Origin of the sequence: Clostridium gasigenes, assembly GCF_900104115.1 — a bacterium.
In the GTDB taxonomy this organism is placed as follows: Bacteria; Bacillota; Clostridia; order Clostridiales; family Clostridiaceae; genus Clostridium; species Clostridium gasigenes.
The window spans coordinates 245,109-261,796 of record NZ_FNJM01000002.1; the positions used below are offsets into that span (position 1 = coordinate 245,109).

Here is a 16,688-nt window from a genome sequence, read left to right on the forward strand (position 1 = left end):
ATTATTTTTTTAAAAGTGCCTTATACTAATTCTTTAAAAATTATTTTCACTGATGTCCATTTTTTTTCTTCACTATAAATCTCTATACTTCCTTCTTGTTTCTTCATTATTTCCTTACATATAGGAAGGCCTAACCCATTTCCATTCTTATTTCTACAATTTATTTTATTAACCCTATAAATAGGTTGAAAAAGATTATCTAAATGTTGCTTTTCTATACCTATCCCATCATCTATAATATTTAATATTATATTGTCATCCTTAATGTCTATTTTTATAATAATACTGGTACATTCGCTATACTTTATAGCATTATCTAAGACATTTAAAATAACCTGTTTAGTTTTGTCTCTATCTATAAATAAATTTACATCAACTAACTCTTTTATTACCTCTATATCATACTTATCTAATCTTGGCTGTATTATGCTTAAGGTTTCCTCTACAACTTCCTTTAAATTATTATTGGCCATCTCTACATTAAATTCAGTTTTACCTAGCTTTGATAAATCAAGAAGCTCCTCTACTAACTTTAAAAGCCTTTCTCCCTCTTTTTTTATATAATCCAAGCTCTCCTCTATATCATCCCTGTCTTCTAGCCTTGGTATTAATTCTGAATATCCTATTATAGCTGTTAATGGTGTCTTAAATTCATGAGTTACATTGTCCAAAAAGTCCTTTTGCTTTTGCTTCTCTTCCTTTAGAGTTTCTGTATATGTCTTTATACTTTCAGACATTATATTAAAAGTCTCCGCTAAATCCTCTATTTCATCTCCACTTTTAATCTCTATTTTATTCTCATATTCTCCTGCTGCAACCTTCTCAGAAAGAGCCTTCAACTTTTTTATAGGTTCTGCTATATTTCCTGAAAAAAGCTTACTCAAAATCCAAGATATTATAATTGATATAAATCCTATAATTCCCATAATCATAAACATATTATTTATAAGTTCTTGCCCACCATCAACTGGATAAACATATCGTACACATCCTAATGTAGTATCTTCTAAAAGTACAGGGCTTGAAAACAGCACATATATATGCCCGTCTACCTTCTTTACTACGTAAGCTTTATTTCCCTTTATAGCATTAGTTATATCCTCATCATAGAGGCTAACGCTATTCATAACTGAATCAGCTAAACTTTCTCCAGTTTTATCATACATTTGTATTCTAAATCTCAATTTATTAGATAAATATGTATTAATAAGTGGAGCCTTCTTAGCAAAGTTAGCTTCAGCCTCTATTTTCTTATCTTTTTCTATATAGTTTGATATATATAGTTGAGTACTATAACTTTCCTTAGTTAAAAAATCTATAGCACTTTTTATAACATTACTGTATAGATTATTTATTGTTATTATATATATAAAAATTATAACAGGAATTAATATCCCCATATTCATCAGCATAATCTTAGTTCTTATCTTTAAATTTATCCTGTTCACTAAAGCACATCCTTAACCCATTTAAAATTCTAGTCTATAACCTACCCCATACAATGTCTTCAAGCTATCTGAATAGGGCCCTAACTTTTTTCTAAGCCTTTGAATTAAAATATCAACTGCTCTAGTATTTCCTTCATACTCATATCCCCAAATTCGCGCTAAAAGTTCTTCTCTTGTAAATACCTTATTATGATTTTCCATCATTAATAGTAAGGTATTAAACTCTTTATATGTAGTGTTTACTTCTTTTCCATCTATAAATACCTTTCTTTCATCCTTTACTACTCTTATAGCTTTTATATTTATTTCATTATTTTTAGCTTTTATTTCAGTATCTTTTTTCTTTATTCTTTTTGTTATAGCCTTTATTCTTAAAATAAGCTCTGTGCTATTAAAAGGCTTTGTTATGTAATCATCTGCACCTAATTTAAGCCCTAAAAGTCTATCATTTATTTGACTATTTGCAGTAAGCATTATAACAGGGACCTCACTATCTATTTCCTGAAATCTTTGTATGACTTCATGTCCACTTATATCAGGTAGCATAACATCTAGTATAACTAGTTCTGGCTTTTCCTTCTTAAACTTTTCCACTGCATCCATGCCTGTCATACTTATAATTACTTCATATCCTTCAAGCTTTAGATTCATTCTTATTAAGTTAACAATACTTTTTTCATCATCAATTACTAATATCTTCATAAAAATAACCACCTTTGATTAATTTAAAAATAATTTCAATTTTATATTTTAACATAAAATATATTATACTCTCTTTTTCACTTATGGATATCCATACATTTTAAAAATATTAATTTTGCCATAAGAAAAAAAGGGCTACAATAAATGATTTTATTAATCATTTATTGTAGCCCTTTTATTTGAATTACATAAGTCACTTTCAAAAAAATAATAGATCAGTATTCTTGATTTTACGATGCTTTATTCCAATTTAGGTAAAAGTGTTTTAGCAAACTCTATATTATCAAGTTTATTTTCTTTCATATAATTTAGTAAATCAACTAAATAAGTTTTATGATGTCCTATGATTTTTGAGAAAGCCTGGATAAATCTAACTATATTTTCTTTAGACTCTTGTTCATTATTTAAATATTTCCCAACCAAATAAAATCTAATAAATGAATATCTTATTAAAAGCATAATATATCCATCAAATATTGATTCCGTTTCAGAAAATGGAAACATATTATTATACATGAAATTCACCAAATAATTTTCAAAAATATAGCTATTATTATTTATATAATTCTTAGTATAATCTTCAAATGCTTTTATGTATAATTCAGGATCTGTAACTTTACTCTCGCCTTGCGCAAACTTGAATCCAGCTATAATTTCCTTAGTATCTTCTTTAAAAGCAATACTATCAACTGATTTAAATACATTTAATAAATCCAACATCTTTTTGAAAAAATCCATCTGAACAATATAACTTGATTGATTTTTTTTATAAGTATTCTTAATTGAATTTATCTCATATTCTTTAATAAATCTAGGTACATTTTTATAATTTTGTTTAAGTTCTTGTTCTAATGTATTTAAAAATTCACCTAATATATAAAGTCTTTGACTTAAATCAAATTTTCTATTTTTTATTATTTTAATACTTAAATCTCTAATTTCTTTAAAATATTTTACAGGTGAATTATTAAACTTTTTAGATTTAGTATCAATATCACTAGATACTATATGTTTATCTAATGTTTCTTCACTTTCTTGAAATTCAATTCCTTCTTCTTTCAATAAAAGAATTCTTGCAGCTTCAGGACAAGATACATCAAGAGACATTTCATAATATCCATCTACCTTATTAACTATTCTAGGGAAAGATGTACAAACATTTGAAAGATACTCTTCCCCAAGCTTAGAATAAATAACGCAATAATTTTCTTCATCTAAAAAAGGACACCTTTTTCCACTTTTTAATTTTACTTTTCCATAATCTACATCAACATTTGAATAATTTTCATTATTGTGAACATTTTTTTGAAACATTCTTTTCATTTCTTTATCTTCAACTTTATAATATTTTTTAAATGTTGTCTTATCAATATCTATATCCCATCCAACACAACAGCTATCTTCGCACTTTCCACCTATACACTCAAATTCTTTAAGATATTTCGGATATCTTTTTTTTATATTTTTTCCCATTGTATACTTCCTTTGCAAATAGATTACTTCCAATTTTCTGTTTTACATTTATTTTACTATATTCTTTAAAATTTGTCAGATGTATATGAATATCAATTACATTATATTTCTATTAACATAATTTTTTTGGATATGCATAAGTTCTTTCTTCACTTAACTTCCATCCAATATCCTAAGATAAATTATTCCTTTATCCAATAACTACTACAATCATTAGTGCGTTCAATAAATCCATACTCTATTAGAGCTCTTCTAATAATAGCGTAGTCTTCATATATTCTTTTTAACATGCTATTTATTTCTTTTTCTGAGTATTTCCTTCCCTTTGAGAAATTCTTAACTATTTCAGCTAACACTATTATCTTCTTTTTCTCCTTAGCTGGATATGTCTTCACTGCCCCACTTTCATCCATATAATTTTTAATGATACTTTCTTTTTCCTTATCAGTAATATTATATCTATCATCTAGTATAGTTGCGGTTTTATGCGCATCACATAAAGCATCCTTTTCTAATATCTTTATCTTTTTCTTTGTTCCGCTAGATATAATCTCCATCATCGCTAAGAACAATCTTGCTTGTTTCTCTTTTTCTCTTAATTTAAAACGATGATTTCTTATTGTTGAATGTGCAACGCCTATTTTCAAGGCAATTTCTTTATCAGTTAACCCCGATGCTATCAGTACTAGTAGCTCCCTTTGCACCTCAGATATTCCAGTAAAAGTACTATTCATACCTAGTAAATACTCTAATGATGAACCATGACTTTTCTCTATATGCAATTCTGTTGCCTTTTTTGCATCATAAAGCATAGAATCTATTTCATATATTCTTCCCTTTGTAAATTCCTCCTCACAAATAATACATTTATAACTTTCCCCCTCTTCAATAAATCCTCGCTTTACCTCTTCAATTGTTGCATCCCAAAATAGTTCTTTATTATTTTCATTCATATTACTCAACACCTCTTTTATATTTATCTCTATATTTATTTTATGCCCATTTTACTATTCTATCTACATATAAACAAACTTTTTAATATTAAGTTTACTAATTATTAATTTTATTGCTAACAAAAATAGTAGCCATATATAACAGCTACTATTTTATCTAATTGTTTATATTCAAATTTATTGACCACTTATAAAACTACCAATCTTTATTTCTAATTATTTCTTTACTTATGGTACGGTTCACCGTAACTATTATAAGTGAGGTTTTTACATTTAATATCTCTATATTTATTTAACTGGTAATCTTACTTCAAAGATAGTTCTCTTCTCATCACTATAGACCGCTATCGTTCCTTGATGTAATTCTATAATGTTTTTTGTTATAGCTAGCCCCAATCCAGATCCACCTATATTACTGTTTCTTGATTTTTCCACTCTATATAATCTGTCAAATATATATGGTAAGTCTATTATTGATATTGATTGACCATAATTTATAACTTGAACTACTGCCATATTTTCTTCAATTTTTGTTGTTACATCAACATAATAGCCATCTTTTCCATATTTAATTGCATTAGATATTAAATTTTCAAATGCTCTAACTAATTTTCCTGCATCTGCATTTACTATTAGCTTATCTTTTGAAAACCTAATTCTCGATTGCATATTTGCACTCTTAAATTGATATTCAAAACAAACAACTACTTGTCCTAATAATTCCACTAAATTAATATCAGTTTTATCTAGATTAATAGTGCTATTTTGCATTTTAGTCACTTCAAACAAATCATTTATAAGCAAGTTTAATCCCTTAGATTTTTCATAGGCTATATTAACATAATATCTAAGTGCTACCTCGTCTTTATATTGATCCTTATCAATAAGTTCTAAATAACCTATTATTGAAGTTAATGGAGTTCTCAAATCATGAGAAACATTAGTTATCAAATCATTTTTAGTTTTCTGTGCATTTATTTCCGCTATTGTTATTTCTTTAAGTTGTTTTGATATATTATTTATATTTTCTGCTAAATTTTTAATATCACCTTTTGCTTTAACATGTATCACTCTATCTAAGTCACTATTAGTCATTATTTCAGTTTCATCTATAATAGACACTAAGCTCTTGTTTTTTCTATATGTTATAATCAAATAAAATATCAAAAATAATACTACCCCAATGATTATATTTATAGGTTCCCCAAATATTCCGTACTTAATTTCTCTCCAAACTTCCCACAGATAATAAACAAATTCATTTTTAGTGTGAATATATAAATAGTTCAATATTTTTTTACTTATAACTAATGTTATATACGTTAATACTATAGCAATTAATATATCAATTAATGATACTAAGCAATGTTTATATAATCTTTTATTTTTCAATTTTGTAACCAACTCCCCACACAGTATGAATTACCTTACTACCTTCCATATATTGTTGTATTTTATCTCTAAGTCTACTCATATGCACCATAACCGTGTTATTGGATTGATAATATCTTTCTTTCCACACCTTTTCAAAAATTTCTTCTGCACTAAAAACCCGTCCCCTATTGTTAGCTAATAAATATAAAATTTCAAACTCTCTTGCTGTTAAATCTATTTCATTATCATCTATTATTACCTTGTGTTGCTTCTTATCTATAACCATTGACTCAATTCTTATTATATTATCTGAAATTTGCATTTTACTATTAAAAAATATGATCTTCTAAGTAATGCTCTTACCCTAACTGTAAGTTCTAAATGATTAAACGGCTTACATACATAATCATCTGCACCAGTCATAATACCTTTTATCCTATCCATATCCTCTACTTTTGCACTTAACATAAGAATTGGTATGCTATATTTTTCTCTTGCTCTTTTACAAACTTCTAAGCCATCCATATCTGGCATCATTATATCTAAAACCATTAAATTAACTTCTTCTCTTGCTAATATTTCTAAAGCTTCTTCTCCACAACTTGCCTTAAATACGTTATATCCTTCATTTGCAAGATTTATTTCCAATAAATCTCTTATTTCTTTTTCATCATCTACTACAAGAATATTATTGTTCATTTCTTCCTCCAATTATATAATTATTTACCTAAGTATTCCTCTAAGGTGATTCCATTATCATAAATATACTTAGCAGCGTCTTCCCCAACATATCTAATATGCCAAGGTTCATATTCTATACTTGTTATACTTTTCTTTTCCTTTGGATATCTTATAATAAAACCAAATCTATAACAATTTTTTGCAAGCCAATCTGCTTCTTTTGTTCCTTCTGCAAAATATCCCTCTTTATTAGTGATATCAATACATAGTCCTGTTTGATGTTCACTAAATCCTGATTTGGCTACATATACATCTGCAAGCTTTTTTCCTTGAGATTTCACTCGATTCTTATAAATATTTTTTTGTGACTTATAAGATCTATAGCCAGAGTTACCAAGTAATATTATCCCGTCTTCTTTAGCTGCACTTACCAATTCTTCTATTGATTCTACAATAATTCCTGCTACATGTTTTTCTTCATCCTCTGCTATATCTGAAAACGATATATTTGGTATACTTAAACCTTCTGGTATATAATTTTTATCTAAACCATACTTTCTATTTACTAACATTAGTTCTTCTCTTCCATTAACACCAGTTGCTTGTACTAACTTATCTTTATCATTTAAACTAATATTAATTCCTTTAATTCTTGTATCCCCTAATTCTAGGACTGTATTCCCTAGCATATACCAAAACCCGCAAATTATTATTACACTAAATACTAAAATTTTTTTAAATCCTTTTTTCATATCCTCTACTCCCCTCATAATATCATAACTTCATTGTAGGAGGTAAAGTTTACAAGAATTATAAAAAAACCTTACGAAATCTTAAGTTTATAAAAAACTAAAAAAAACCTTACAGCTTTAATTGAGCTTCCTATCACTTACAAATGAGGTTTTTACATTAGCAGCAGCTTCGTGTATTATTGTATCTTTATCAGCTAAATTAATATTAATTCCTTAGAGATTTAGAATGTTAGTTTTTCATCTAGATATATACTACACTTATCGAATGGTATTACCTTAAACTCATCATTTCTTTAATGTTAATTCCTTCAATAAAATAAGTATATTCCTCTAGTTGGAGGTTAGAAAGTTCTTTTGTTGTTATTACTACAATTGAAAAGTTATCCTAAAGTAAAAAAGGAAGAAGTGTAATTTACTTCTTCCTTGAATTCTATTAAAGAGGTTGCTAATTAGCAGTTAAGATTTTAAAATTTAATTCCTTTTTTTATAGCTTTCGCAGGACATGCTTTTATACATTCACCACATCTTATGCATTCAGGGCTATTAGAATTCTTATAAACTTCTATATTCATTTTACATTTTCTTGTGCAGGCACTACAGTTTGTACACTTATTTTTATCTACTTCATATTTATAAAAGCTAATTTTATTAAATAATGAATAGAAGGCTCCTAATGGACAGATATATCTACAAAATGGTCTGTATATAAATATTGATGCTATAATAATGGTAATTAGTAAAAATGTCTTCCAGGCAAATAAATATCCTATAGTTCCCCTTAAAGATTTGTTCAGTAAAACTAATGGTATTCCACCCTCTAGTGTTCCTGCTGGACATATATATTCACAAAAATATGGCGGACTTGTGCCAAATTCATTTACTAAAAACATAGGTAATATTATAACAAATAATGCTAATATAATATATTTTAAATATTTAAGTGAATTATTAATCTTTTTACTTACATTTATCTTTTTACAAGGTATTTTATGCAATAGCTCCTCAATAAGACCAAAAGGACATAACCACCCACATATAAATCTACCAAATACAACACCAAACAAAGACATAAGTCCAACTACATATAATGAAAAATTATATCTTACGGTTCCTATAACAGACTGTAAAGAACCTATAGGGCAAGAACCCATAGCTCCTGGACAAGAATAACAATTTAGTCCTGGAACACAGATTTTTTTTGTATTTCCTTTATATATATTACCTTTTAAAAATCCATTTATATTTGCATTTGTGATTATAGCTACAACAATTTGAGTTATTCTCCTTTTATCCAATTCCTATACACTCCAGACATACGTTTATTGCTTTTCTAAATACAATTCCTACCTCCTCTCTATATATACCAGTAGAAATAAATAAAACACTCACAATTAAGATAGTGTATTTTACTAATACTTCGCTTTTGATAAATTTATTTACATTCATAAATTCCACATCCTTAATAGTTGTAATACATGCCACACCTGTTATAAGATTGAGTATATAGGTTACTATTCTATATTTTTTAATCTATCCTGAATTTCCTTCTTATACTCTTCTTTATCTCTTGTACCTTGTATAAAATCTCCAATAATATTTCCTTGACTATCAACAAAAAATGTCATAGGAACTGCTGAAACATCTTTTAATACAGTGTTTTTAAGACCTTCATTTGGAATAATGTTAGTAAACTCTACACCTTGTTTTGATAAAATCTTCTTAGCTAGCTCTTCATTTTCTTTGTCTGGTGTATCTATAACAATACCTATAACATCAACTTTTTCTCCCTTAAATTCCTCATAAAGATTTTGAATGTCTGGCATTTCTCCTATACACGGTGAACAATATGTGCCCCATATATTTACCATTGTAAGCTTATTATCTTTAAGAATACTACTATCTATTTCTTCACCTTCTAGGGTTTTAGTCTTAAATTCAAGCTTCTTAATTTTTTCAAATTTTTCTTTATCTGATATTGGTTTAAATGTCTTAATTGTGCTTTTAAATTTTGCAATTTCTCCAAAACACTCTTCATAGTCTTTTTTAGATTTTTCTGATAAACCATTAGTATCAGGCTTATCATTATACAATAAGTACCATTCTAAATTTTCCTCTTTACCTAGTAAATCCTTATTTTCAAATTTTGAGAATAAGGATTTTTGGATTTCACCTTCTGATTTACTCTTATCTATAAGTACTATATTGCATATTTCTTTAAATTCCTTAGTTAAATCCATAATTTCCTTTGAAGCTTCTTCAAGTTTTGCTTTGTCTGTTTCTGGAATCTTGTCTGCTTCCTTATCTAATTGTTTTGCCTTATCCATAGTCTCATAAGGTATGAAACTAATGACCATATTTGATGTTATATTTTCTTTTGGTACTTCTATATATCCGTCTAAATTCTTTTGTTTACTTTTCCATTTATCAGGATGCTTAAATTCAACTCCTACCTCGTCATTTTTTTTAGTTTGGTTTGAGGATTTAGTACATGCTACCATTGATATACAAAGTACACCCGACATTAAGATTGTCAATATTCTCCCTCTCATAATTGATTCTCCTTTTATTTTTATTAATTTTATTTTAAAATTTTTAACCAAGTAATATGCATATTCCTTACCCTTTTATATTATAAAAAAGAATTTAAGAAAACCTTAATTAAATATTACAATTCCTTAAGTTTATAATTTTACCAATAATATTCTCACAAACCATATATATCAATAGAACTATTTATAACTAATAGGCATCAAAGTCTTCTTAACGTAAGAGCTTTTTTCATTATTTAACTTTATAAATTTGAAAACAAAAATAGTGAAGAAATAAAATTAACTCCTTCACTACATTTAATAATAATTGTATATTAAATTGTATTCTTTAGTGTATAATATGAACCATTTACTTAACTGGCAATCCCACTTCAAATATAGTCTTTTCGTTATTACTATAATCTAATATGTTTCCCTGATGTAGTTCTATAATATTTTTGATTATAGCTAGACCTAATCCAGATGCACCTTAACAGTATTATTGGAATAACATTTTTTTCCACACCTTCCAAAAAAATTCTTCTGTCCTAAAAACTATTCCTCTATTTTTGTACTTAGCATAAGAATCGGTATGTTATACTTTTTCTTACTTTACTACAAACTTCTAAACCACCCATATGTGGCAATATTTATCTAAAACTATTAAATCAATTTCTTCTTTATCTAATACTTCTTTTTCATTATCTACTACAAGAATATTACTGCTCATTAAATCTGATAATAACTTTTGATACATATATCTAAGTAATAAGAATAGATTATATAAACACTTAATTTTTCATAAATTATGAACCTTTAGATTCGCTTTCTGGTAATATTTAGTACTTGTATTAAATGTTACTTCCTCCCAAATACACTTTTAGAAAAACCTCATTTATTTATGGTACGGTTCACCCCCCTCTAATTCTAAATCTCTTCACCAAGTTTTTTAATATTCCCAATCTCTTTCTACCTATTTTCCAACATAGTATTTAACTTAATATCATCATTAATTAAATTCTCTTCATATTTGTTTCGTAATTTTAAAAGATATATATCATTATGAATATGTTCAGAAACAACTGAAGCTAAAAGGATATTATCTGTAAAAGCGCCTAAAAATTCTTCTCTATTCGGTCCTTTATCTGCAACTAATGTTTTTTTACAATCTATAACTAACATTATTCTTGTTTGTTTTCCAAAACAACTTGCATCACCATGGGTATATATTTCTACTGGTAGGTTCTCACTATTAACTTTTGAAAATGAAAATATAATTATTCTAACTTCTCTTTTTTTAAGTTCATTAAATTCTCTTGAAAATATTTGCAAATCAAAATCAGTATTTATATACACTTCTTTTTCTGCTGTTAATAGCAATTCCTTTGCTTTTGAAATAACATTATTATACCCTGCTATATTTAAATACCTTTCCTCTGAATCAGAATTTTTTAATTCTTTTAGCTTTATTTCCAATAAATCTGCGGTTTCAACAAATTCATTTTTCATTTTATTTGTTAGTGTCGAAGGGTCTTCTGCCTTATATATTTGAGAATTTCCTGGTAGTGAAAACACAATTCCTTTTTTATATAAATTATCTAAAGCTGAATAAACCGAAGAACGAGACATATTTAGATTTTTAGCAATTTGATATCCATTTGAACTTGAATTTTTCAATAAATTAATATAAACTGCTGCCTCTGTTTTTGAGAAATTCAGCTTTTCTAGTAAACTTACTATTTCATCCATACTTGTATCTCCTCTGTATTTAGTAATAATCTAACATAGGTAAAGGCTTAGCATTATTAAATAGATATAACTTTTCATTTTTTAGTAGTATATCTAAGTTCCCAATCAATGAATCTATTTCTAATAATATGGCTACATCATTTGATACTGCATACTTTAAAATATTATTAACGTTTATCTCCATATCTGTTGGCGCTTTGAAATTATTATCTTTTATAATTTTAAGATTTTTTTTCTCACCGGGGTGTGCCACTTCATTTATAGCAAATATAATATCAAAATAACTTGCAAAAAGGGCTGCTACTCTATGATTTACACTTATAAAATCATCTCTTTTTAAAGCTTTCTCTATTTGATAATAGTATGAAGGCATTTGGAGCTTTAGTAAAGGATAATTCTTTTTCACTATATTTTTCTTTAATTCATGAGGATATCTAATCTTATATTTATCTTGTAGTTTATTTAGATCACCATTTTTATCATAAAGTATAATTGAATTTACGAAGTTAGCCCAAAAGCAAGTAGTATATCCTGCATCAGCTTCACATTTCACTAAGGTTCTATTTAATAAACCATCAATCCAAGCTAATTCTCTATATATAATTTCCACTGGAATATTATCTTCTTTTAAAAACCCATCATCTTCAGTCTCCCAAAAGGTATTATTTAGTTCCATGTAGCTACAATATTTATCCGTAATTATTTTTCTCTTCTCTACGGGTATTTCCTTAGATGTATAAATGTATATATCATAATCTGAATTTTTATCATTAGTTTTTGTTGCGTGTGATCCAGCTAATAAGATGCCCTCCACTTCTTCTAATTTTGAAAAATCATTAACCATTTCTATTACTTTTGCATTAATACTCATAAACAATCACTCCTAATATATTATTTAATTTTCCCTTATAAGTTTTTAAAGTACTTTTTCTATAACTAGTACCGGTTTAACTTCTGTTAAATTATCCATCCATTTTCTTGAATGCATGATTTTAAGACCAATAATAAATCTTACAAATTCTTCTCCTGAAATTATTAAATAAACCCAATGAATTGGTAGTTTTAAAACAAAGGCCGAAACGAATCCCAGCGGAACCCCAATCCCCCATGTTCCAATAATATCTAAATAAAGCGTATATTTAGTTTTACCTCCACTTCTTAAGATTCCACCTCCTATAATCATATTTGATACTTTAATCCATAAAACTATACTAAACATAACCAATAACCTAAATGTGCATTCCTTTAAATCACTAGATATATTAAATATTGAAATATATAAATTTGAACAAGCTACTAATAAAATTCCGAAAATAGTTGAACCTACAATTCCCATTTTGATGAATTTCTTTGAATATTTAAAAGCAAGTTCATTTTCTCCTAGTCCTAATTTATTTCCTATCATAATCCCTGCTGCACTACTCATCCCTGCAAATAAACCTATACTTAGGCTTTGAATGGGATAAGTTAATGTCATTGAGGCAACTTCTGAGGTCCCCATTCTTCCATATACAATTGAATACATAGTCTCACCTAACGCCCACATAAATTCATTTATTAACAAAGGAGTAGATATGACAAGAATTTTTTTTATAAATACAGATGAAATATCACAAATCTCCCTTATTTTATATGCACCAGGATACTTATTAGCATAAGTAAATGCTATAAGTAATCCAGCTTCTAAAAATCTAGTAATAGTTGTAGCATACGCTGCTCCTAAAACGCCCATTTTAGGGAATCCAAAATTACCGAATATAAGCAGATAATTTAATAATGTATTTAAGACTACTGCAAATGCTCCTGCATACATTGGGGATTTAACATGTTCCGTACTTCTTAGAACTGATGCATAAATTGTAATTAAAAGCATTGGTATATATCCAATAGCATTAATTACAAGATACTTACTTCCTAGTTCAACTATTTTCATATCATTTGTATAGATACCTAATACTTGGTTAGAAAACATTAGCGAAATCAAAGAAAATATTACGGTTATAATCATTCCAAATATTAAATTTCCGCCAAATACGTTTACTATATTTTTAGTATCTTTTTTACCCCAATATTGAGATACCATAATAGATGTTGTAGTACCCACAGCTGATAAAGTTACTAGAAATATAAAGGAAAATCTTGATCCAAGCCCAACCGTTGCAATTGCTTCTTGCCCCAATTGACCTACCATAAATTGATCAATAACACTTAAAGAAGCTTGAAATAAACTTTGAACAGAAACGGGTATTGCTATTGCTAACATAGTCTTGTAATAAGATTTTTCATTAGAACATTGTTTGTTCATACTACACCTCTCATTCCAAATCAATTATCTAAATATGTTTTTAAATAATTTGTACTTAATATATAGTTACTTTATTTAAATTCATATTAGTAGTACATTTAGTACTACTAATATATTAAGTCAATATTTACCTATTGTCAATATTATTATTTTTCAAAAAAGCCATAAATCTATAAAATAGACTCATGGCTTTTTGTATTATTATATTAAAAATACTAATTATAATACGCTTATAAATAACATAATATTTAAAGCAGTCACTATTGTTGCAATTACCCACAGCATAACTTTTTCTACTTTTGTATTTTTATATTCTCCCATAACTTTATCAGATGATGTCAAATAAATTTGAGTAAATATAGTTATAGGCAATTGTATACTAAGTAACATCTGCGAATAGATTAGACCTTTAAAGGGATCAGTAATAAAAAATATTATAACTAATGCGCTTACTATAGTAATTATAACTCCTCTTTTTGTATTTTTATTTTTTATATTATATGATTCTCCAAATGCTCCGGCAAAAATTGACCCACCTGCCATACCGGCTGTAATACTTGATGCAATACCTGCAAATAGTAACGCTATTCCAAATACCACTGCTGCTCCATTTCCTAGTAGAGGTCTTAACATTTCTTGTGCTTGCTGAAGCTCTGTTACTACAATATTGTTTTCATAGAAAGCTATTGCTACTAAAACCATTGCACTATTTATAACAAACCCTATTACCATAGAGAATATTGTATCTAAATATTCATATTTCAACTGTTTTTTTATTATAGATTTATCTTCTAAATTCCACTCTCTGCTTTGAATTACTTCTGAATGTAAAAAAAGATTATGTGGCATAACCACTGCTCCTAAAACGCTCATTATTATAACTAATGAACCTTGAGGAATAGATGGAATTACAAAGCCTCTTGCCGCCTGACCCCAATCAATATTTACGAGTGCCACCTCAAATATAAATGCTATCCCTACTATAGATACAAGCCCTATAATTACCTTTTCTATCTTTTTATAGGAATTTGAAAATAACATAACTACTATAACTGCGGCTGAAATTAATGCTCCAATTTTCAAAGGAATATGAAATAGCATTTGCAGTGCTATAGCTGCACCTAGAATTTCTGCCATTGCAGTACTTATAGATGCTAATATTGCTGTAGATGTTATTATTTTTCCAAGTGTAGGTTTTATATGTTTACTTATAGCTTCTGAAATACATAACCCTGTAGCTATTCCTAAATGTGCTGCATTATGCTGTAATATGATAAGCATTATTGTTGATAATGTAACAATCCAAAGTAATTTATACCCAAATGTAGAACCAGCTGCGATGTTTGATGCCCAATTACCTGGATCTATAAACCCTACAGTAACTAAAATTCCTGGTCCAATATACTTTAGAAACTCTTTTCCTTTAAATTGTGATTCTCGTTTTTTCTCTTTTAATAATCTATTTGTGTTCACTATTATCACTCCTTTAAATATCTCATGTACACGGCACTATATTCCTTAATTAATAATACCACTACTTGATAACCTTTATCAAGTAGTGGTATTGTTATCAATTATTAATTTATGCGTTTTATTCATATTTAACCATTTTATTTATGTAATAATACACCAAATTTCCATAAATAAACTATATTCTTATAATTTCTACTTTGTACCCATCTGGATCAGTTACAAAATAGTAATTTGGTTTATTTCCTGGTAGACCTTTTAATTCTGTAACTTCATATCCTAATTCAATATGATTTTCTCTCATTTTTTCTAAATTTTCTACACCTATGGCTGTGTGACTAAATCCATTTCCTAATTCATAAGACTTTTCTACATCATAATTATGTGTAAGCTCTATTTCATATCCACCTATTTCATTTGATAGATAAACAAGATCAAATTTAAATTCCGGAAATTCTTTTCTTCTAGTCTCTACTAATCCTAGAGCTTCCTTATAGAATTTTAACGATGCTTCTAAGTTTTTTACTCTTATACATGTATGTAGCATTTTTACTGACATATTAATCTCCTCCTATATCTATTTATTTACTAGTGTCAATCACTAGTTCTTCATACCCATTATACCCTATAATAATATCATCCCAATTATTTAAAACACACTTAGCTATTTTAGGGTCATACATTACCCTAATGTTTTTCCTTATTTCTTCTTTACATATACCATCACTTAAACCCTTTCTATAAGGTCTATTAGACTTCATTGCATCTATAGAATCGCAGAGCGCTATAATCCTTGCACCATAAGGAATCTCCTCATTTTTTAATTTATTAGGGTACCCATTGCCATCCCATCTCTCATGATGGCAAAGAACAATATTAGCTATATCTTTTAAAAACTCTGACTTTATTAATATATTATATCCTATCTCACTATGCTTTTTTAATAGTTCCCATTCTATGTCATTTAATGGCCCCTCCTTATTCAAAACTGAGTCCTTTACTCCTATTTTTCCGATATCATGCAAATGAGAGGCTATATGTATAATTTGTTTATTCTCATTATCTAAATTTAATAACTCACACAACTTATTTGTCATATCACTAACTCTTAACGAATGACCTGCCGTATAAGTATCTCTTGCTTCTAATGCGGTAACCATGCTTTCAATTATATCATGGTAAAATACGTCTTTATTATATTCCATAATTCCCCTCTTTATTTTCTAATAAGTTTATTTTTTCTTCCTCACTCT

At 27.6% G+C, this 16,688-nt stretch carries 16 protein-coding genes and 2 pseudogenes; all 18 read right to left on the reverse strand.

Annotation, left to right across the window (positions count from 1 at the left end; genetic code table 11):
• Window positions 1-20: 20 nt before the first annotated feature.
• Window positions 21-1,448, reverse strand: a complete 1,428-nt coding sequence (locus BLS77_RS06140) for a sensor histidine kinase (RefSeq protein ID WP_479723115.1) — start codon at window positions 1,446-1,448, stop codon at window positions 21-23.
• A 21-nt stretch (window positions 1,449-1,469) separates the two neighbouring features.
• Complete coding sequence (locus tag BLS77_RS06145) at window positions 1,470-2,150, reverse strand: response regulator transcription factor (protein ID WP_089967002.1); 681 nt, start codon at window positions 2,148-2,150, stop codon at window positions 1,470-1,472.
• Window positions 2,151-2,390: 240 nt separating this feature from the next.
• The gene (gene fliB, locus BLS77_RS06150) at window positions 2,391-3,623 is read right to left on the reverse strand and encodes a flagellin lysine-N-methylase (RefSeq protein WP_089967004.1); all 1,233 of its coding nucleotides are present in this window, start codon (window positions 3,621-3,623) and stop codon (window positions 2,391-2,393) included.
• A 182-nt stretch (window positions 3,624-3,805) separates the two neighbouring features.
• The gene (locus tag BLS77_RS06155) at window positions 3,806-4,576 is read right to left on the reverse strand and encodes a DUF2087 domain-containing protein (protein WP_089967005.1); all 771 of its coding nucleotides are present in this window, start codon (window positions 4,574-4,576) and stop codon (window positions 3,806-3,808) included.
• 288 nt (window positions 4,577-4,864) lie between these two features.
• Window positions 4,865-5,968 (reverse strand): sensor histidine kinase, encoded by a 1,104-nt coding sequence (locus tag BLS77_RS06160; protein WP_089967008.1) that lies wholly within the window; start codon window positions 5,966-5,968, stop codon window positions 4,865-4,867.
• Window positions 5,958-6,649: pseudogene (locus tag BLS77_RS06165) on the reverse strand (response regulator transcription factor). Before BLS77_RS06165 ends, BLS77_RS06160 begins: the two are co-directional and overlap by 11 nt.
• 20 nt (window positions 6,650-6,669) lie before the next feature.
• The gene (locus BLS77_RS06170) at window positions 6,670-7,383 is read right to left on the reverse strand and encodes a M15 family metallopeptidase (protein ID WP_089967010.1); all 714 of its coding nucleotides are present in this window, start codon (window positions 7,381-7,383) and stop codon (window positions 6,670-6,672) included.
• 464 nt (window positions 7,384-7,847) lie between these two features.
• Window positions 7,848-8,678 (reverse strand): 4Fe-4S binding protein, encoded by an 831-nt coding sequence (locus BLS77_RS06175; RefSeq protein ID WP_089967012.1) that lies wholly within the window; start codon window positions 8,676-8,678, stop codon window positions 7,848-7,850.
• Window positions 8,671-8,829: a CD1871A family CXXC motif-containing protein gene (locus BLS77_RS20725; RefSeq protein WP_253197762.1), complete on the reverse strand. Its 159-nt coding sequence runs from the start codon at window positions 8,827-8,829 to the stop codon at window positions 8,671-8,673. The genes BLS77_RS06175 and BLS77_RS20725 overlap by 8 nt, the downstream gene beginning before the upstream one ends.
• A 65-nt stretch (window positions 8,830-8,894) precedes the next feature.
• Window positions 8,895-9,932, reverse strand: a complete 1,038-nt coding sequence (locus BLS77_RS06180; protein ID WP_089967014.1) for a TlpA disulfide reductase family protein — start codon at window positions 9,930-9,932, stop codon at window positions 8,895-8,897.
• Window positions 9,933-10,281: 349 nt separating this feature from the next.
• Window positions 10,282-10,401: pseudogene (locus BLS77_RS20275) on the reverse strand (ATP-binding protein); the annotation flags it as partial.
• Between the two features lie 135 nt (window positions 10,402-10,536).
• Complete coding sequence (locus BLS77_RS20535; RefSeq protein WP_278336649.1) at window positions 10,537-10,668, reverse strand: hypothetical protein; 132 nt, start codon at window positions 10,666-10,668, stop codon at window positions 10,537-10,539.
• Window positions 10,669-10,880: 212 nt separating this feature from the next.
• Window positions 10,881-11,660 carry a TrmB family transcriptional regulator gene (locus BLS77_RS06185; protein ID WP_089967016.1) on the reverse strand — a complete coding sequence of 260 codons (780 nt, stop codon included), beginning with the start codon at window positions 11,658-11,660 and terminating at the stop codon, window positions 10,881-10,883.
• Window positions 11,661-11,679: 19 nt separating this feature from the next.
• On the reverse strand, window positions 11,680-12,531 hold the full coding sequence (locus BLS77_RS06190) for a DUF4037 domain-containing protein (RefSeq protein WP_089967018.1): 852 nt from the start codon (window positions 12,529-12,531) through the stop codon (window positions 11,680-11,682).
• Between the two features lie 45 nt (window positions 12,532-12,576).
• Window positions 12,577-13,965, reverse strand: coding sequence for an MATE family efflux transporter (locus tag BLS77_RS06195; protein ID WP_089967020.1), 1,389 nt, complete (start codon window positions 13,963-13,965; stop codon window positions 12,577-12,579).
• A 219-nt stretch (window positions 13,966-14,184) separates the two neighbouring features.
• Window positions 14,185-15,438 (reverse strand): Nramp family divalent metal transporter, encoded by a 1,254-nt coding sequence (locus BLS77_RS06200; RefSeq protein ID WP_207648676.1) that lies wholly within the window; start codon window positions 15,436-15,438, stop codon window positions 14,185-14,187.
• Between the two features lie 175 nt (window positions 15,439-15,613).
• Window positions 15,614-15,994: a lactoylglutathione lyase gene (gloA, locus tag BLS77_RS06205; RefSeq protein ID WP_089967022.1), complete on the reverse strand. Its 381-nt coding sequence runs from the start codon at window positions 15,992-15,994 to the stop codon at window positions 15,614-15,616.
• A gap of 22 nt (window positions 15,995-16,016) precedes the next feature.
• Window positions 16,017-16,640, reverse strand: coding sequence for an HD-GYP domain-containing protein (locus tag BLS77_RS06210; protein WP_175490791.1), 624 nt, complete (start codon window positions 16,638-16,640; stop codon window positions 16,017-16,019).
• Between the last annotated feature and the right edge of the window lie 48 nt (window positions 16,641-16,688).